21 protein-coding genes are annotated in these 17,876 nt (G+C 65.3%); 12 read left to right on the top strand and 9 right to left on the bottom strand.

All coding sequences use genetic code 11. From position 1 onward, the window contains the following. The first annotated feature begins 11 nt into the window (after positions 1–11). From HNP02_RS03265 to HNP02_RS03255, 3 genes are all read left to right on the top strand, one after another. On the top strand, positions 12–239 hold the full coding sequence (locus HNP02_RS03265; RefSeq protein WP_184434626.1) for a CbtB-domain containing protein: 228 nt from the start codon (positions 12–14) through the stop codon (positions 237–239). Between the two features lie 17 nt (positions 240–256). Beyond that, positions 257–1,162, top strand: coding sequence for a CbtA family protein (locus tag HNP02_RS03260; protein WP_309241389.1), 906 nt, complete (start codon positions 257–259; stop codon positions 1,160–1,162). Positions 1,163–1,258: 96 nt separating this feature from the next. After that, the gene (locus HNP02_RS03255) at positions 1,259–2,191 is read left to right on the top strand and encodes a GlxA family transcriptional regulator (RefSeq protein ID WP_184434621.1); all 933 of its coding nucleotides are present in this window, start codon (positions 1,259–1,261) and stop codon (positions 2,189–2,191) included. 5 nt (positions 2,192–2,196) lie between these two features. On the opposite strand, the gene HNP02_RS03250 is transcribed toward HNP02_RS03255, so the two are convergent. Both HNP02_RS03250 and HNP02_RS03245 read right to left on the bottom strand, forming a co-directional pair. Then, positions 2,197–3,243, bottom strand: coding sequence for a GlxA family transcriptional regulator (locus HNP02_RS03250; RefSeq protein WP_184434617.1), 1,047 nt, complete (start codon positions 3,241–3,243; stop codon positions 2,197–2,199). 74 nt (positions 3,244–3,317) lie between these two features. Further along, entirely contained in the window at positions 3,318–4,382 is a 1,065-nt protein-coding gene (locus HNP02_RS03245; protein WP_184434615.1) for a lytic transglycosylase domain-containing protein, read from the bottom strand. Positions 4,383–4,569: 187 nt separating this feature from the next. Between HNP02_RS03245 and HNP02_RS03240 the strand changes: the two genes are divergently transcribed. Next, positions 4,570–5,067, top strand: a complete 498-nt coding sequence (locus HNP02_RS03240; protein WP_184434612.1) for a hypothetical protein — start codon at positions 4,570–4,572, stop codon at positions 5,065–5,067. A gap of 453 nt (positions 5,068–5,520) precedes the next feature. Here the strand turns inward: HNP02_RS03240 and HNP02_RS03235 are convergent, their stop codons facing one another. The 3 genes from HNP02_RS03235 to cynS form a co-directional block, all read right to left on the bottom strand. After that, a complete protein-coding gene (locus HNP02_RS03235; protein WP_184434609.1) occupies positions 5,521–6,381 on the bottom strand; it encodes a L,D-transpeptidase in 861 nt (286 codons plus the stop codon). Between the two features lie 157 nt (positions 6,382–6,538). Then, entirely contained in the window at positions 6,539–6,724 is a 186-nt protein-coding gene (locus tag HNP02_RS42430; protein WP_255506182.1) for a hypothetical protein, read from the bottom strand. After that, the gene (cynS, locus tag HNP02_RS03225; protein WP_375373635.1) at positions 6,721–7,158 is read right to left on the bottom strand and encodes a cyanase; all 438 of its coding nucleotides are present in this window, start codon (positions 7,156–7,158) and stop codon (positions 6,721–6,723) included. The genes HNP02_RS42430 and cynS overlap by 4 nt, the downstream gene beginning before the upstream one ends. A gap of 143 nt (positions 7,159–7,301) precedes the next feature. Here cynS and HNP02_RS03220 point away from each other — a divergent pair, with 143 nt between their 5' ends. Further along, positions 7,302–8,003, top strand: a complete 702-nt coding sequence (locus HNP02_RS03220; protein WP_184434604.1) for a M24 family metallopeptidase — start codon at positions 7,302–7,304, stop codon at positions 8,001–8,003. Between the two features lie 19 nt (positions 8,004–8,022). Here HNP02_RS03220 and HNP02_RS03215 read toward each other — a convergent pair whose 3' ends face one another. Continuing rightward, a complete protein-coding gene (locus HNP02_RS03215) occupies positions 8,023–9,045 on the bottom strand; it encodes a hypothetical protein (RefSeq protein ID WP_184434601.1) in 1,023 nt (340 codons plus the stop codon). A 16-nt stretch (positions 9,046–9,061) separates the two neighbouring features. Between HNP02_RS03215 and HNP02_RS03210 the strand changes: the two genes are divergently transcribed. The 3 genes from HNP02_RS03210 to HNP02_RS03200 are packed head-to-tail and all read left to right on the top strand — an operon-like array spanning position 9,062 to position 9,654. After that, positions 9,062–9,265: a hypothetical protein gene (locus tag HNP02_RS03210; protein ID WP_184434598.1), complete on the top strand. Its 204-nt coding sequence runs from the start codon at positions 9,062–9,064 to the stop codon at positions 9,263–9,265. Further along, entirely contained in the window at positions 9,266–9,457 is a 192-nt protein-coding gene (locus tag HNP02_RS03205) for a hypothetical protein (RefSeq protein WP_184434594.1), read from the top strand. Then, positions 9,454–9,654, top strand: coding sequence for a hypothetical protein (locus tag HNP02_RS03200; RefSeq protein WP_184434591.1), 201 nt, complete (start codon positions 9,454–9,456; stop codon positions 9,652–9,654). Before HNP02_RS03205 ends, HNP02_RS03200 begins: the two co-directional genes overlap by 4 nt. A gap of 79 nt (positions 9,655–9,733) precedes the next feature. Here HNP02_RS03200 and HNP02_RS03195 read toward each other — a convergent pair whose 3' ends face one another. Then, positions 9,734–11,149 (bottom strand): short-chain fatty acyl-CoA regulator family protein, encoded by a 1,416-nt coding sequence (locus HNP02_RS03195; RefSeq protein ID WP_184434588.1) that lies wholly within the window; start codon positions 11,147–11,149, stop codon positions 9,734–9,736. Positions 11,150–11,267: 118 nt separating this feature from the next. Here HNP02_RS03195 and prpD point away from each other — a divergent pair, with 118 nt between their 5' ends. The 3 genes from prpD to HNP02_RS03180 are packed head-to-tail and all read left to right on the top strand — an operon-like array spanning position 11,268 to position 14,808. Then, positions 11,268–12,773, top strand: coding sequence for a 2-methylcitrate dehydratase PrpD (gene prpD / locus HNP02_RS03190; RefSeq protein ID WP_184434585.1), 1,506 nt, complete (start codon positions 11,268–11,270; stop codon positions 12,771–12,773). Beyond that, positions 12,770–13,687: a methylisocitrate lyase gene (gene prpB, locus HNP02_RS03185; RefSeq protein WP_184434582.1), complete on the top strand. Its 918-nt coding sequence runs from the start codon at positions 12,770–12,772 to the stop codon at positions 13,685–13,687. Before prpD ends, prpB begins: the two co-directional genes overlap by 4 nt. After that, positions 13,684–14,808 carry a bifunctional 2-methylcitrate synthase/citrate synthase gene (locus HNP02_RS03180; RefSeq protein WP_184434579.1) on the top strand — a complete coding sequence of 375 codons (1,125 nt, stop codon included), beginning with the start codon at positions 13,684–13,686 and terminating at the stop codon, positions 14,806–14,808. Before prpB ends, HNP02_RS03180 begins: the two co-directional genes overlap by 4 nt. A gap of 10 nt (positions 14,809–14,818) precedes the next feature. Here the strand turns inward: HNP02_RS03180 and HNP02_RS03175 are convergent, their stop codons facing one another. After that, positions 14,819–16,159, bottom strand: coding sequence for a lysine N(6)-hydroxylase/L-ornithine N(5)-oxygenase family protein (locus HNP02_RS03175; RefSeq protein ID WP_184434576.1), 1,341 nt, complete (start codon positions 16,157–16,159; stop codon positions 14,819–14,821). Beyond that, positions 16,159–16,566, bottom strand: coding sequence for an aspartate 1-decarboxylase (panD, locus tag HNP02_RS03170; protein WP_184434572.1), 408 nt, complete (start codon positions 16,564–16,566; stop codon positions 16,159–16,161). The genes HNP02_RS03175 and panD overlap by 1 nt, the downstream gene beginning before the upstream one ends. Positions 16,567–16,825: 259 nt before the next feature. Here panD and HNP02_RS03165 point away from each other — a divergent pair, with 259 nt between their 5' ends. After that, a complete protein-coding gene (locus tag HNP02_RS03165) occupies positions 16,826–17,839 on the top strand; it encodes an ABC transporter substrate-binding protein (RefSeq protein WP_184434569.1) in 1,014 nt (337 codons plus the stop codon). Positions 17,840–17,876: the final 37 nt, after the last annotated feature.

Below are 17,876 nucleotides of genomic sequence, written 5' to 3'. Positions count from 1 at the left end.
AGGAGCCCATCATGACGACTGCGTCACTACCCGCATCGGGACCGAGAGTTCAGGTTTCACCGGAGGCGATCTCACGGGGCCGGCTCATCGTGATGCTGTCCACCACCGTCTTCGTCGCCCTGCTGGCGTACTACTTCGTCGGCGTCGACGAGGGCATGACGTCGGTGTTCGGGAAGACGATGGTGGTCCACGAATGGGTCCACGATGCGCGCCATCTCCTCGGATTCCCCTGCCACTGAGCGACAGGAGCACACTCGTGGAATTTCGCATCGTCCTTCGGGGCGCGCTGGCCGGTGTGATCGCCGGCATCATCGGCTTCGTCTTCGCCAGGATCTTCGCCGAGCCGGTCATCAACCAGGCCATCGACTACGAGTCCGGCCGCGACGAGATCCTCGGCAAGCTCAAGGAGGCGGCTGGGGGCATGCCAGGGATGGACGGCCCAGAGATCTTCTCCCGCACCATCCAGTCCACCGTGGGCATCGCCACCGGCGTGCTCGCGTTCTCCGCGGCCATGGGTGCCATGGTCGCGGTGGCCTACGTCGCGCTGCACGGACGCGTGCACGTCCGTCCACGGAATCTGGTCTGGATGATCGCCGGGTTCGGGTTCCTCGGCGTGTACCTGCTGCCGTTCTTCAAGTACCCGGCGAATCCACCGGCGATCGGTCACGACTTCACGATCGTCACTCGCGGGCACCTGTACCTGACGATGGTGGCGGGGTCACTGATCCTGCTGGGCCTCGCGGTGTACCTGTTCCGAATCCTTGTGCGCCGCTTCAACACCGGCATCTCGGTAGCGCTGAGCACGGCCGCATTCGCGGCGGTGTTCGGAGCGTTGATCTCAGTGCTGCCCTCGTTGGGTGACCTGCCGGCCAACGTCGAGCAGACCAGCCAGTTCGGTTTCGCCCGCGCAGCCACCGAAACCCCGCAACCGATCACCAACATCCTGCCCACACCGCTGACCATCGACGGCCAGACCGCCGCTCCTGGTCAGATCGTCTACCCCGGGTTCGACCCCGACGTGTTGTGGAAGTTCCGCTGGTACTCGATCCTCAACCAACTCCTGGTCTGGGGCGGCATCGGCCTGATCTTCGGGTGGTTGCTGGAGCGCTTCGTCGGCACCCCGAGCACGGCCGCACCGCAGGCCATCCCACAGCTCGTCTAGCCCGAACACGCAACGCGTCCGACCGGGACGGACACGTATCGCGTAGATCCGGACATTGCCGCGCACCGCGTGCCCGCGGCACCTCACGCTAAACAAATGATCTCCACGCCCGGTAGACGCCGCATTGCGATGCTGGTGTTCGACGGCGTCCGCACCCTCGACGTCACCGGACCACTGGAAGTGTTCGACGTCGCGAGGACGCAGGGCTGCGACTACTCCGTCGACCTCTACTCGACCGCAGACACCAACTCCGTACGGTGCAGCTCGGGGCTGACCCTCGACGCAACTCCCGCCTCAGCACTCGTGGGGGAGGTCGACACCCTGCTGGTGCCGGGCGGTGAGTGCCTGGTTGCCGACGGTGTTGATCGCCACCTGGAGCGGGCGGTCCGCCTTCACGCCGAAGGTGCTCGTCGGGTCGCCGCCGTCTGCGCCGGGTCATTCGCCTTGGCCGCAGCGGGTCTACTCGACGGTCAACGCGCCACCACCCATTGGCGGTATCTGGAAGCGTTCGCTGCGCGCCACCCGTCGACCGTCCTCGACCGTGACTCGGTGTTCGTCCGCGACGGGACCGTCTGGACGTCCGCGGGGGGCGCGGCCGGGATCGATCTCGCGCTGGCCCTCGTCAGCGACGATTACGGAGCCGACGTCGCCCAGGAGATCGCGAAGGACATGGTCGTGCTGAGCAGGCGGATGGAAGGACATCCGCAGATCTCCGTCGCCGCCAGGACGCCGCGCCCCAGACATCCCGAACTCGAGCGCCTGCTGGCTACGGTCAACGCCGAACCGGCTGGGCATTACGAGCTGGAACGCGTTGCGGCCCAAGTCGGCATCAGCCCTAGGCACCTGTCCAGACTGTTCAAGGCGCAGGTCGGCGTGACGCTGCGGCAGTACGTCCACGACGTTCGGTTGGAGAACGCCGTCGGCTTGGTCCTGGCGGGGGAGTCCTTCCATGCGGCGGCGCAGCGCAGCGGCCTGCGTTACGGTGCCAGGGTGCGCGACTGTCTGGCGACCGCCCGTGTCCAGATCTAGTCGAGCTAGCTAGAACCAAGTTCGATTCCGGTGGTGCGGAAGCGAATTCGATACGTGCCGGGGGAGACGCCAAGATTGCGGCGAAAGGTGCGTCGCATGGTGTCCGGGGTCCCGAACCCGGCTCGTCGCGCAACGACTTCCTGGCTTTGGTCGCCCGTTGCGAGGAGAACCTTGGCGGCCTCCAGGCGGGCTTGCTCGACGAACCTTGCCGGTGTCATCCCGACTTGATCCCGAAACATGCGTACCAGGTGCCGCTCGCTGACCGCTGCACGCGCTGCCATGACCACGATGGAGTGGTCGCCGCCGGGATTGGAGATGACGGAGTCCACGATCTCGCGGAGACCGCCCGTCGCCGGGAGTGCCGATTCAGCCCAGACGCTGAACTGCGCTTGCCCGCCGGGGCGTTGCAGGAAGACGACCAGCCAGCGCGCCACGCGACGTGCCACGCTCGGGCCGTAGTCACTCTCGACGAGCGCAAGCGCCAGATCGACGCCGGCGCTGATGCCCGCGCCGGTGATGTATCGACCGTCCCGCACGAACAGTGAGTCCGGGTCGACCATCACCTTCGGATAAGTGCGAGCCAGTGTCTGACAATGAGCCCAATGCGTGGTTGCACGCCGACCGTCCAGTAGTCCGAGGGTCGCGAGGACGAACGCCCCGGTGCATACGGAAGCCACCTTGCGCGCTCGCGGCGCGAGTTCGCGCACCATCTGCAGCGCCTCCGCTACGGCATCGGGTGTCTGCTCTTCTGGAATGTCGTGTTCGCCCGGGGTGAAGGTGAAGTCGGCAGGAACACCACCTGGCACGAGCAGAGTGTCGATCGAGTTGGGCACCTCGGCGAGGGACATGTCCACGTTGAGTTTCGTGAAACTCGTCGTCGCAACGGCTTCACCGGTCGGTGAGGCCAGCAGCACCTCGTACTGGGCGCCGAAGTCGTTGGCGCGGGCGAAGACCTCCAGCGGCGCTGCCACGTCCAGCAACGTCACTTTGTTGTAGAGCGCGAAGACGATCGTCCTGGGTGCGCTCGGGTGAGGTCTGGAATCGTCAGCCATCTGGCATCCAAGTTAGCTGGTTGTTGTCGAAGCGTTAAGGGTGCTGGCAACCCGACGCTCAAGCCCCGGACGACTCATTGCGCGTGGGTCGCCAGGTAGTCGGCGACGGGGATCCGCGACGTCGCGGCGTAACCGATGGGGAGCAGCACGTCACCGACGGTCGTGTGGTAGTAGACGTCCCAACGGTGGTAGCCCGCGAACGCTGCGGGATCGGCGGCGAGGACGGCTGCGTAGTCGTTGACCGCCTGCACGTATTCGTTGGCGTGGTTGTACCGGTAGATGGCGTGATCGCGGTCGTCTGCAAAGCCATTCGCGGCCAGGTAGCGGCCTGCCGCCATGATGCTGTCGTGGGGTGAGGTGATGTCGCCGCCCGCCCCGTAACCGGCGAACGTCGATGGCATGAACTGCATCGGACCCTGCGCGCCGGCGGTGCTGACCCCATCGATGCTGCCGAAGTGCGTCTCGATCAAGTTGATCGCGGCAAGGTAATTCCAGCCGACACCGGACGCCGCCTCGGACTCGCGGTACTCACCGAGCAGCTCCTCGGCAGGAACGGGTGCCTTGATGCGCCATGCCGGGAGCGTGTCCTTGACCTGAGCCATCGCGGTGAGCTGTCTGCGGGCGTCGACGTTGAGGTCGTAAGCCTGGAGCAGCGACGCTGGGATGCGCGGCCGTGTGAGCCCATCCCATTCGGGGTGGCGCCCGATCGCGCGGTAGGCCGCCTGCTGTCGGCGCGCGGCCGCTGACAGCACCGCCTCCGGCGTCGATGGGTCACGCAGAGCTTGTTCGTCGGCGACGAGATCGTCGGCCAGCTGCACCGGGTCTACTGCCAGCCGCGGTTGCGCGCCCGTGGGGGCATTTCCCGCGGTGGGAACCGTCGGCTCGTCCATCATGGTCGCGTCCACCCGCCCGTTGGCGGCCACCGTCACTGGAGTGGAGCCGGCGGGCGTCGAAGCTGGCGGTGTGGACGCCGAACAACCAACGGCGACGCACAACACCGTGACGAGCGCGACCGGGGCGCGACACCGTTGCGGAACGGCGACGACACGGTCACGGCGCACTGGTTTCACTTCCGTCGGCTGTTTCGGAGCGCGACCCTCGTAGAGGAAGGCGGGCTCGTCACCGAAGCCTATGGGCATCGGTTCGCTCGTGACGTACAGATGGCATCAGGAGAGTCTCCGTTTGGAAACGGTGCGGTGCGGCGTGGTGCGGATCGCCATTGGGCTGCTGATAATTAACGCGATCGTCGAACCGTGACAGCGGTGCGGCGAGCTTTCCTGTTTCACCACTTGGAATGTCTGACCACGAACGAAGGAGTCGACGACGATGGCGATCTTTGATCGATTGAGCATCGGAGTAGTTGTTGCCGGCGCAGGCTTGTTCGGGGTCGCCCTCGGGCTGAGCGCGAACGCTGCAGCCGCTGCATGGACAACCGGCGGCTACGAATGCATTTCGTCGTCGGCTGGCACGGTTGGTGCTCCGGCAGCGGCGCCATGCGCCGCTCCGCTCGCCGACATGTCCGGGGTCCCGCTGGCATTGCCAGGGCCGGTGCCGGTGGTGCCGTTGGCGCCGCCGCCGATCGTGCCGCCGCTCGGTGTGCCGCCGATCGTCCCGCCGCTCGGTGTGCCGCCGATCGTCCCGCCGCTCGGCGCTCCCATCGCTCCCATCGCTGCGGCAGCTGGGCCGTTGGCCGCTGGTGCTCCGATCGTCGACATGGCAGGTGGCTTCGGGGGCAAGGGTGATCCGATCGATCCGCCCGCGCCCGGCGCCCCTGCAGACGGTCAGCCGCTTCTGCCCGGTCCTGCGGTTCGAGGCCCGAGCTAAGGCTCGTTCCTCCTCCGATGTCGAGGTAGCGCCGGACGTCACGTCGTGGTGCCTGAAGAGTCGGCCGTCGACACACGGTGGCACTCAAGATTGGTTGCTCGTCGAAGGTTTGGGGCTCTCGTCGGCGGTCTGGCCGCCGAGCTCGGTCCGCGAGTGTGCTTGAGCCGCAGCGATCTTCCGCGGCGTCACCCTGGACGCGTCGAGTTTCATCCGCCACTTCAAGCCGGTCGGTTTGCGCTCCCGAACGACACGTACATGGGCTCGGTCGACAAGGCGATCGCGGCCTGCTGGCACCCGACGGTCGGGCTGTGTGTGCCCGCGGCTGGGCCGGATACACGCAAACGCGACCAACCAGGCGCAGCGGTCCGCCGAACGCGCAACCACGGCGACGATCCGGCCGATTTTTCGCCGTACGTGCGCGTTCGGCGTGGGGACGAAAGAACTAACCGCTCGTCATCGAGGTGTCGGGACGCTCAAGCCCGACACCGTGCGAGGAACCTCAATGTTGTTCTCCTGCACGATCACTGGATCGCCGACATTGACGGTGTTGAAGTACCATTCCGCGTCCTCGGGACTGAGGCTGATGCAGCCGTGACTCACGTTCTCGAACCCGAGTGAATTGATGGCCCATGGAGCGGAATGCACGAAGAGGCCACGGTTGGTGATGCGGACGGCGTAGTCGACCGTCAGCAGGTAACCGTCGGGAGCATCGGTGGGGATGCCGACGCTGCTCGAATCCATGGTCACGTCGCGGTCCTTCGACAGCACGGTGTAGGAGGCGACCGGCGTCGGGTACTCCGGCCTACCCATCGAGGCTGGGAACACGCCCGGTTCTCCCCAGTGGGGTCGGTGGTGCGGTGCCGGTAGTGCAGACGGCGGTCCCGAGTCGACGCCGTCGATGGTCACGGTGAACGTGTGCTCCGAGATGTTGGCGACACCGACCACGGCAGGACCGGTTTGCAGGCTGGTGGACATACCACCCACCGACAGCGCCACCGTGCTGTGCGCAGGCCAGTATCGGTCGGGAACCCACTGCACGACGGCGTCGCCGAGCCACTCGTACTTGCCGGTCATCGGCGGCGTGGTTTCAACGTCGATGGCGCGCTCGGCCAAGCTCTTGTCGGCGACGGGCGCGCTGAACGTCACCACCACCGGGTGCGCCACACCCACTACCTCGCTCGGCATGGGTAGCACGGACGCGATGATGGGCCGAAGGGATTGGTTGGCCGCTGCCATGCTGGCGCTGGCCGGCCCAGCAGCCACGAGACCGCTGACCCCAATGGTGACAAGAACACACCGCGCAACCTGACGCATGGATCCCAATCCCTAGATAATTACACCGATGTCAATTGGAATCGTAGAGGTTGGATGGCGTTTCGATATCCCAGTGCGCCTTAGCAATTCGATCAAGGTTCCGTCACGCTTCGGCCACGACGAACGAGTCCGAAACGTGACCTCTGACATCTCGTCGTCAACAGGCGGCAAACTGCGGAGTTCTAGCGGGTCGGGCCTGCGCCCGATCGTCAAGGCGGAGCCACACGGTTGCCGTATCTGCCACCGTGACGCCGATGAGGGTCAGGTCCTGCAACCGCTCGTCGGTCACCTGCGACGTTGCGTCCTGCACCAGAACCGTTCGATAGTCGCGTTTTCGGGTCACCACTGATAGGGCAGGAACTTCCCGTTGAAGGTGACGACGATCCGATCACCCTGTGGGTCTTCGTGTCTCGCGAAGTCCACGTTGAAGTTGATCGCGCTCATGATTCCGTCACCGAATTCTTCGTGGATCAATTCCTTGAGGGCTTGCCCGTACACGTCGAGCGCTTCGTGGAAGCGATAGACGGTAGGGTCCGTGGCCAGGTCGACGTCGGCGATCCGGTAGGGCTGGCGCTGAAGTGCACGGGTGACGTCGGCGTCGAGATTGAGGATCTCGGCGACGGCTTGCGCGGTCGCTTGTGGCACCGGGTGCTTGCCGAGCAGGGCCGCAACCGTCCACACCAGAGGTTTGTCGATGTGGTCGGCCAGCTCCCGCCAGGTCAGCCCCTTCTCCAGACGCGCGTCGTTGAGGATCTGACCGGCTTCTTCTTTGTCGATCGTGGACATACCTACGACCGTAACGCCCCAGCAGGGTGGGCGACAGGGAGCTGTCTTCGGGATCTGAAATGCGCCGATAGCTCGAACCTATCGACCGACCAATATCGTTCGCCCATCCCATCGGCCCGAACTAGCATCGACCCGTGGAGGACATCGTTGTAGAAGAAGGCGTTCGAGTCAGCCGACTGTTGGACGCCCAGGTCAAGGCTTCGCAGTTGTTCGACGAGGTCGAGGCGCGGGGACTGGTGCGCGCCGGGATCAGCGAACGCACCCTGTCGGACGAGATCCGTGACATCGCGAAGGACATGTTCGGCGTCACGCGGCACTGGCACAAGCGCATCGTGCGCGCGGGTGAGAACACCCTGGAAACAGCCCGCGACAGCCCGCCCGACCGCGTCATCGCCGACGACGACGTACTGTTCCTCGATTTGGGGCCGATCTTCGAAGAGTGGGAAGCCGACTTCGGGCGAACCTTCGTGCTCGGCGACGATCCGCGCAAGCTCGCGCTACGTGATGCCCTTCCCGAGGTGTGGAACGCGGGACGCGACTACTTCCGCAGCCAATCGGACATCACTGGCGAGGAACTGTTCGACCACGTCGTCACCTTGAGCGACAAACAGGGGTGGGTCTTCGGTGGCGTGATCGCCGGGCACCTCGTCGGAGAGTTCCCGCACGAGAAGATCCGCGGCGAGGAGATCGACTCCTACATCGCACCGGGATCGAAGCACCCGATGCGCCGAAAAGACCGTTCTGGCAGGGAATGTCATTGGATCCTCGAGGTCCACCTCGTCGACGAGGATCGCCGCTACGGCGGGTTCCATGAGGAACTGCTCGACATCGGCTGACCGGCCGACCGACCTGGAATCAGTCGTTCAGCTGGATGACGATGGCATAGCCGTCGTGATCGCCGGTGGTTTGGGTGGCGCTGTCCACCGAATTGCTCAAGGGCACGATGCCGACCAACGTTGCGCCGTCGGCCACGAGCTGACTGGCGAGTTCGTCGCGGGCCGCGTTGTACGAGGTCACGATATGCGCCGGCACGATGCCGTTGACCAGACCGAATTGTTCGCGGCTGACCGCGACGGTCCAGACGAATCCCGACGCGGTCTGCACGGGGTCGGGTCCGAACGCACGGGCGTGGTCGTCGGGGAGCAGAAAGAAGTTGTCGGAGTAGGCGTCCAGGCTGCCGGTGGGCTGTTGACCGTATGTGACGTCGTCGATGGTGCCTTGAAAGCCGGTGGAGTGTATTGGCAGGGCCGGGAATCCGGCCTGAGTCATACGTGCATTGAACTTGGCGGTGGCCTCAGCGGCGGTGCTCGACGTCGGGTCGACGATGATGACGTTGATCGGCTCCAAGACCGACTTGCCGTCGATCCGTTGCCCGCCGTAGTCCGAGATCTGTCCGTTGGACTCCAGCAGCCAAGTGCCGATGTCCCCGTACGGAGTTTGGACCACGTCGTCGGGGCTGGGGACTCCAGGAGTAGTGGATACCGGATTCGTGCCGATCACCGGATCGTTGGTGAATCCGGTGGGAGTGCCCACCACCGGCATCCCGAGTGTCAATTCGATGCGACGGACCAGCTCGAACGCCAGCAAGTGCAACGGATCCGTCGGGGGCACAGCCGGATTCGGAGCGATGAGCGTATTCACCACGGAGAACACTTGCGACAGCACGCCGATGATGACGTTGCCCGGCAGTGGCGGTGCGACCGGTGTGGCGGCCGCTGGTAGCACGGCCACCACCGCCGGAGTCGGCGCCAATGCCACGCGCGATGTCGCTGCCGCGGTCGTCGCGGTTGCCGACCCGGCACCCGACACGAACGATCGGGCTGCAGGTCCCGGGGATTCCGGGTCGACCGTGGGGTGCACCTCCGCGAGCGCGGCCACCTTCGCACGCTGCACGGTGGGGGCCAGCCCGTTCCCCGACGACGGGGTGGCACTCGTCGAAGCGATGACCTCGGGTGACGAGCTGGTGGATGCACTCGTAGATCCCGGTGTCGGGGAAACCGGTGTGCTGTCTTGGTCGGCCGAGGCGGCCGGCGACGTGTTGGTTGATTCTGCCGCGGCCGTCGGCTTGGTCCGGTGGCTTGTCGAGGACGAGATGTGAGTGGTGGGTTTCGTCTGCGACGGTCTGGTCGATGCCGCGGAAGGGGATTCGCCCGGCTCCTGCGTCGAGGTCGACGGGCCGCTCGACGTGCTCTCGGTTGACGTGCTTGGCCCTCGGCTGGCTTCGGAGCCCGTGCCGCTGCTCGATGAAGAGGAGCCGCTTGGACTGTCCGAACCGGTGCTTTCAGCGTGAGCGACACCCGACCCGCTGGCCAGAGCCGCACCGACGCCAAGGGTGACCGCGCCAACGCCGAGCCAGCCATGAGCGACGCGAGGTTCCGGCTTGGCGCGGTGGCGCCCCTTCGCCCGTCGGGAGTTACTGGCCTTCGCCGTCTTCGCCCGGTGCCCACCAGCCACGCCAACCCCCCGTTGAACTTGATCTGCTCGTAGGTATATCAGCGTTCCAGCAAAGTTCCAAGGCATCGGCTAGCAACTCTGACCCGGCGCTTCGGCGGCGGGTGGTGTCTCGTCACGAATCGGCGGTCGGTGGGTACGGCAGGTTGCTGCTCGCGTGCTCGTCGACGCGGACACCGGCACCGAGGTAGGGGAAGGCGCGCTGCGGACACGCAGGCCGGTCACAGATCCTGCACCCCGCGCCGATGGGCACGGTGGCATCCGCAGTGGTGAAGTCGATTCCGGCGGAGTAGATCAGCTTGTCGGCGTGGGCCAGATCGCAGCCAAGACCGATCGCGAAGCTCTTCTGCGGCCCCAGGTACCGATCGGACGGCGAATCAGCGGTTCTGGCGATCCAGAAGTAGGACCGCCCGTCCGGCATCTGAGCGACCTGGGTGAGGAATCGTCCCGGTTGCGCGAAGGCATGGTGCACGACCCAGAGCGGACAGTTCCCGCCGACCCGGGAGAAGTGAAATGCGGTGGCGGACTGCCGTTTCGAGATGTTCCCTGCACTGTCGGTGCGGACGAAGATGAACGGGATTCCCCGACGGTCCGGTCGCTGCAGGGTCGACAGCCGATGACAGATGGTCTCGAATCCGACCTCGAACCGGCGGGCCAACTTGTCGATGTCGTAGCGCTGCGCCTCGGCGGCGGCCAGGAACTGCCGGTAGGGCAACAGGAACGCGCCTGCGAAGTAGTTCGCCAGGCCGATCCTGGCGACCTCGCGGGCCTCCGGGGTCAGCTGGTCGTCGGTCGCCAGGATCGCCGTGATCAGCTCGGAATGCGTCAACAGCGCCAGCTGCGTGGCCAGTTGGAAGGCCCGTTGCCCTGGCTGCAGCCAGCGCGCCAGGTGAAGCCGTTTGGTGCCAGGGTCGTACGCGCGTTTGGCGTTGGGGCTCAGCACGTCTCCGTCGTCGATCAGCACGGTGATGCCAAGCTGATCGGCCAGTAATGCGGTCAACTGCGTGTCGAGCCCACCGACCGTCATGCCATGCCGTTCGAACAGATCCTCCGCGGCCTCGTCGAGTTCGCCGATGTAGTTCTTGCGGTCGTAGAAGAAGTCGCGCACCTCTTCGAACGGCATCGGTCCCTGACCGATGCCGGGCGCGTCGAAGTCCGCCCGCCCGCGATAGGCCTCGAGTTCGGTGGTGGCGTCGTGCAACCGCCGGTTCAGGGCGACGAGGGTCTGCCCGACACCTGGCATGCGGGCGACGAGCTCCTCGATCTGAGTGTCGGTGGCGGGACTGTCGGCCAGCGTCTCCCGCAGATCGGCGACGAGGCGGGCGTCGGAGTCCGGCGCGAAGTAGTGCGTCGGCAGGTCGAACCGATCGGACAGGGCCAACAGGACCGGCACGGTGATCGGGCGCTGATCGTTCTCCAGCTGGTTGACGTAGCTCGTCGACAGGTCGACCGCCTTGGCCAGTGCGACCTGCGTCAGGCCGTGCTCTTCACGTAAGCGCCTCAGTCGGGCGCCCGCGAACGTCTTCGCCATCGCCCCACGGTAGCGCAAGGTCCTTACACAAGATCCGCAAACCTGGACCACGAAGGACACAAAATTACGCCTTTACAGGGGGTTTTCCGAGGGTTTCGACTCTGCGTACCGTGCGGACATGCTTGAAAATGACGTTCGCACCCGACGCAGCGCCGACGACTTCTCCCGCACTGAGCACCTGGCCTGGAAGATCGCCGAGGTCGCCGCCGACCCGGTCGACGTGCCCGCCGAGGTCGAGGCGATGGTGGTCAACCGGATCATCGACAACGCCGCGGTGTCTGCCGCGTCGGTGACCCGCCGCCCGGTCACCGTCGCTCGCGCTCAGGCGCAGGCGAATCACAACAAGAACGGCGCCACCGTGTTCGGCGTCGACGGGACGTACTCACCGGAGTGGGCCGCCTGGGCCAACGGTGTTGCCGTCCGCGAACTCGACTTCCACGACACCTTCCTGGCCGCGGAGTACTCGCACCCCGGCGACAACATCCCCGCGCTCGTCGCGGTCGCACAACAGCTTGGCGTCCGTGGCGCGGACCTGGTCCGCGGCATCGCCACCGCCTACGAGGTCCAGATGGATCTGGTCCGTGGAATCTGCCTGCACGAGCACAAGATCGACCACGTCGCACACCTCGGGCCGTCGGTCGCCGCGGGTCTAGGCACCATGCTCCGGCTCGATCCGGAGACGATCTACGCCGCGATCGGTCAGGCACTGCACCTGACGACCGCAACCCGGCAGGCACGCAAGGGCCAGATCTCCAGCTGGAAGGCGTTCGCACCGGCCCACGCAGGCAAGGTCGCCATCGAGGCCGTCGATCGCGCGATGCGAGGGGAGGGCTCGCCGTCGCCCATCTGGGAGGGCGAGGACGGCGTGATCTCCTGGCTGCTGTCCGGGCCCGATCACACCTATACGGTGCCGCTGCCGGCTGCCGGAGAACCCAAGCGCGCCATCCTGGACAGCTACACCAAGGAGCACTCCGCGGAGTATCAGAGCCAGGCCCCGATCGATCTGGCGCGCCGGATGCGTGACCGCATCGGCGATCTGGAGCAGATCGCCACCATCACACTGCACACCAGCCATCACACGCACGTCGTGATCGGCACTGGCAGCAACGATCCGCAGAAGTTCGATCCGGACGCCTCCCGCGAAACGTTGGACCACTCGGTGATGTTCGTCTTCGCCGTCGCACTGCAGGACGGAAGTTGGCACCACGAACGGTCCTACGCTCCCGAACGCGCGCACCGGCCGGACACCGTCGAGCTGTGGCGCAAGATCCGCACCGTCGAGGACCCGGAATGGACCCGGCGCTACCACTCGAGCGACCCGGCCGAGAAGGCGTTCGGCGCAAGGGCCGAGGTGACGCTCAAGAACGGCGAGGTGATCACCGACGAGCTCGCCGTCGCCGACGCACACCCACTCGGCGCCCGCCCGTTCGAGCGCGAACAGTACGTCGCCAAGTTCACCGAACTCGCCGACGGTGTCGTCGACTCGGCTGAGCAGCAACGCTTCCTGTCGGTGGTCGACAATCTGGCGGAACTGAAACCTGGTGCGCTGCGGTCTCTCAACGTCCTTGTCGACCCCCGGGTGCTCGACAAGGCACCGACGATCCCCTCGGGAATCTTCCGATGAGCGGGCTGATCGGAGCGGTCAGCTCCGCCGCCGAGAAGAGGCGAAGCTTCCGGTTCGCGCTGGAATCGGGTCGGTTGCAACGCTTTCCTGGCGCCTTCTCGCCGTTGGTGGCCAAGCTCATCGGCGACATCGGCTTCGACGGCGTCTATGTGTCGGGGGCGGTGCTGTCCGCGGATCTTGGGCTGCCCGACATCGGTCTAACGACGCTGACCGAGGTGTCCGGGCGAGGCGCACAGATCGCCTCGGTCACCGACCTGCCAACTCTGATCGACGCCGACACCGGCTTCGGCGAACCGATGAGCGCGGCCCGCACCGTCTCCGTCATGGAGGACGCCGGACTGGGCGGGCTTCACCTCGAGGACCAGGTCAACCCCAAGCGGTGCGGCCATCTCGACGGCAAGGCCGTGGTACCGACCTCCGAGATGGTGAAACGTCTGCGCGCCGCGGTTGCCGCCCGGCGTGACCCGAACTTCGTCATCTGCGCCCGCACCGATGCCGCAGGCATCGAGGGGTTGCCTGCCGCCATCGAGCGGGCCCGGGCCTATGCCGATGCCGGAGCCGACCTGATCTTCACCGAGGCGCTCACCGAACCCAAGGAGTTCGAACAGTTCCGCGCGGCGGTCGACGTGCCACTGCTGGCGAACATGACAGAGTTCGGCAAGTCGCAGTTGCTGACCGCAAGGCAGCTCTCGGACATCGGCTACAACGTGGTCATCTACCCGGTCACCACGCTGCGGTTGGCGATGTTCGCCGTCGAAGCGAGCCTGCGTGAAATCGAGTCCACCGGAACGCAATCCGGGCTCCTCGATCAGATGCAGCACCGCAGCAGGCTGTACGAGCTGCTGCGCTACAACGACTACAACCAGTTCGACTCCGACATCTACAACTTCGCGCTGCAAGGAGTGACATCGTGACCGCAGCGACCGAGACGCCGCGCATCTACAAGGGATTGGCCGGCGTCGTCGTCGACACCACGGCGATCTCCAAGGTGGTGCCCGAGACGAATTCTCTGACCTACCGCGGTTATCCGGTGCAGGACCTGGCTGCACGATGCAGCTTCGAGCAGGTCGCCTACCTGCTGTGGCACGGCGAGCTGCCCACCGACGGCCAACTGCAGCTGTTCTCGCAGCGGGAGCGCTCCAGCCGCGGGCTCAACCGGTCCATGCATTCACTGCTGGCCAAACTGCCGGACAACTGTCATCCGATGGACGTGGTACGCACCGCGATCAGCTATCTCGGTGCCGAGGATCCGGAGGAGGACAACGGTTCACCGGATGCGAACTACACCAAGTCGCTGCGGATGTACGCGGCCCTGCCGACGATCGTGGCCGCCGACATGCGCCGCCGTCGGGGACTGGAACCGATTCCGCCGCACGCCCAGCTGGGCTATGCGGAGAACTTCCTCAACATGTGCTTCGGCGAGGTGCCCGAACCGGTGATCGTCGAGGCCTTCGAACAGTCGATGGTCCTCTACGCCGAACACAGCTTCAACGCCTCCACCTTCGCGGCTCGCGTGGTGACCTCCACGCAGTCCGACATCTACAGCGCGGTCACGGCGGCGATCGGTGCTCTCAAGGGCTCGCTGCACGGCGGCGCCAACGAAGCGGTCATGCACGACATGATCGAGATCGGCAATGCGGACCGGGCCGCGGATTGGTTGCATGGCAAGGCTTCTCGAAACGAGAAGATCATGGGCTTCGGCCACCGCGTCTACAAGAACGGTGATTCCCGGGTCCCGACGATGAAGGCGGCACTGGCACGCGTCGCTGCCGCCAAGGACGGCCAACGCTGGCTCGACATCTACCAGGTGCTGGAGAGCGGGATGGCGGCCACCACCGGCATCAAACCCAACCTCGACTTCCCGACCGGCCCCGCCTATCACCTGATGGGATTCGACATCCCGAGCTTCACCCCGATCTTCGTGATGAGCCGAATCACCGGATGGACCGCCCACATCATGGAGCAGGCCGCATCCAACGCCTTGATCCGGCCACTGAGCGACTACTCGGGCCAACCGCAGCGCGCACTGGCTTAAGCCGGTCCGGTTACGCCAGCACGCCGATCGGGTGCATTGCGTCGCCGACCGGGCTGAGGCGGCTCGAATCGATCGACTGAAGGATCTCCCCGCTGCGCACCGCGATGTTCGACAGCAGCGACGAGGTCAACCCGTGGCTGTGCTCGGTGTTGCCCTGGATGTACAGCCCGCCAGAGGTCGGCTTCGACGTGGCGACGCGGTAGTCGCGGGACACCACGGGATGGCCGCCCTCATCCAGCACGACGTCATCGGAAAGATCGCCGAGAATCCCGCGAAGCGGAGTGGGTAGGAAGCCGGTGGCGTAGATCACTGCGTCGCAGTCGATCTCGTTGATCGCGCCGGTGGGATGGTGCAGGATCTGCGCCTGCACTCCGTCGGCATCTTCGACTGTTCCGAGCACACTGGAGGCGCCGCGCAGGAACAGTCGCCTGTTGTCCGCCACGCGTTCGGCGTACTCCCTGGCGTAGAGATCTTCGATCAAGTCGAGGTCCACCGCTGAATAGTTGGTGCTCCGGTGGTAGTTGATGAGTTGCCGACGCACGCCGGGGTCGGCCTGATAGAAGTCGTCGACGGCGTCGGGATCGAACACGCGATTGGCGAACGGGCTGTCGTCGGACGGGCTGTAGCCGTACTTCGCGAAGACTCCATGCACCTCGATGGACGGCGACATGTCGTGCAGGTACGCCACCACCTCGGCAGCGCTCTGTCCCGCCCCGACGACGACGAAACGGTCGTGCCGACGGGTCGGCAGTCGCTTCAAGTCGTGCAGGAACTCGTGATTGTGGATCTGTCGGGCCGAGCGGGTGACGCCCGGCGGCAGTTGGGGAGAGAGCCCGCCGGCGATGACCACGTTGCGGGCGCGCAACCGACCGGCGCGGGTGCCGGTGATCTCGACATCGAACGCGCCGCCGACTTCGCGGATCGACGTCACGCGAGATCCGTAGCGCACGTTCGCATCGACGTTGGCGGCGGCCCATGACAGATAGTCGTGGAACTCCAGCCGTGTCGGAAAGAACGTCTTGTAGTTGATGAACTCGGCGAGCCTGCCGCGTTCGGTGAGGTAGCTCAGGAAGCTGAACGCACTGCGTGGATTCCGCGGTGTGGCGAGGTCCTTCAGGAACGAAACCTGCATCGTCGCGCCGGGGATCAACATTCCGGTGTGCCAGCCGAACTCGGGTTTGACCTCGACGAACTCGGCGAAGACCGGCGTGGTGACCGCCGGGTTGTCGTTGTGCTCCTTGACGGCGATCGCCAGCGCAAGGTTGGAGGGGCCGAAGCCCACTCCGACGAAGTCGAGCACACCGTCTTCGCCGTTGGCGTTGTCGCTGTTGGAATCGCTGCCGTCCGGCATCACGCACCTGCCATCTGGTCGACGGCGCCGGGCACGGGCTCGGAGGGATCCGACCCGAGCGCCACGATCCGGTTGGCGGAGTCCACGTGCACCACCTTGGCCAGATGCGTGGCGCGTTCGGATTCGTCGACCTGCAAGTACGACATGATGATCACCAGGTTTCCGGGCGAAATGAGATGTGCCGCAGCACCGTTGATGCCGATCACGCCCGATCCTGGGGCGCCGTTGATGGCGTAGGTGACCAATCGGGCGCCGGTGGTGATGTCGACGACGTGCACTTGCTCACCTTCGGTGATGTCGGCCGCCACCATCAGTTCCGTATCGATGGTGATCGATCCGACATAGTGCAGGTCGGCTTGGGTCACCGTCGCTCGGTGAACCTTGCCTCCGAGCAGTGTCCGCTGCATCCTCGCCTCTCTTGCCACGTCAGAAGTGGCCCCGGTACCTGTGAGGTTTCCTGTGAGCCTTCTCGGAGTTGTAAGCGAAGGCTAACCTATTTTGGCGTACGCGCAAGACCTTGGTGCGGCGTAGGCGCGCTATTGGCTTCATTTCGAATTGGTTGGCACGCAGCACTTCCCGCTAGCGAGTTGCGCATCGACCCGTTCATGGGCCACCCGGGGGAGTTCCCAAGTTATGCAAGCCTAAGCTAATGTACAGCCAACACGGATGACCAATGAAGGGAGTTTGCGCGTGAAGCAATACCGGAGGTGGCGCCATGCCGCCGCGGCTCTCGCCGCCGTCGTCCTGGCGGTCTGCCCGCTGGTGGCGTGTAGCTCGACGTCGGAAAGCGCAACGCCGGCAGCACAACCGGAGACGGTAACGATCAGCCACAAGTTCGGCGAGACCAAGGTGCCGGCAAATCCGAGCCGAGTGGTCACCGTCGGCTGGAACGATCAGGACTTCGTGCTCCCGTTGGGGGTCGTTCCGGTCAGCACACGGGAATTCGCCAGTCAGTACAACGAATTGCCCTGGGTCAAGGCCGCCACCGACGGCAAGGGCGTGACCACCTGGGGTGGAGTGGATTCGATCGACTTCGAGGCCATCGCCGCCCAGAAGCCCGATCTGATCTTCGCGATCTACGAGACGATCGACAAGGAGACCTACGATCGGCTGTCTCAGATTGCACCAACGGTGATCCAGTCGTCGGATTACGCCGACGAGGAGACGCCATGGAACGTGCAGATGCTCACCACGGGCAAGGCGCTGGGCAAGGAGGCCGAGGCCAAGGCACTTGTCGAGAAGGTTCAGGGCAAGATCGACGAGGCGCGCAAGGCCAATCCGGAGTTCGACGGCAAGACCGCGGTGGTCGACTTCGGTCCCGCGGAAGGCGGGCACTACCTGCTCGGCGAGAACGACCCCCGCCGATCGTTGTTCACCGCACTGGGCTTCAAGACCCAGGACGTGGTCGGCGACGTCAGCGAGGAGAAGCGCGCCTTGCTCGATAGGGACCTGCTGTTCATCGACGGCGCCACCAAGGAGCAGATGCTGGCTTCCCCGGCGTTCGCCCGCCTCGGGGTGGTGCGCGACAACCGCACGCTCTACACCAACAACGAATCGAACCTCAACAACGCCTTGTTCTATAGCGGACCCGACTCGCTGCTGTACGCGCTCGACCTGCTGACCCCGCAATTGGCCAACGCGCTCAACGGCCGGCCGGTCGCCGACCTGGCGAATGCCTGACGCCGAACACCCGATAGTCGAGACCCGCCGGTGCGAG

Origin of the sequence: Mycobacterium sp. AZCC_0083, assembly GCF_014202335.1 — a bacterium.
Taxonomy (GTDB): domain Bacteria; phylum Actinomycetota; class Actinomycetes; order Mycobacteriales; family Mycobacteriaceae; genus Mycobacterium.
Note: the sequence above shows the minus strand (reverse complement) of the source record. Positions and strands in the feature narration are given on the sequence as shown.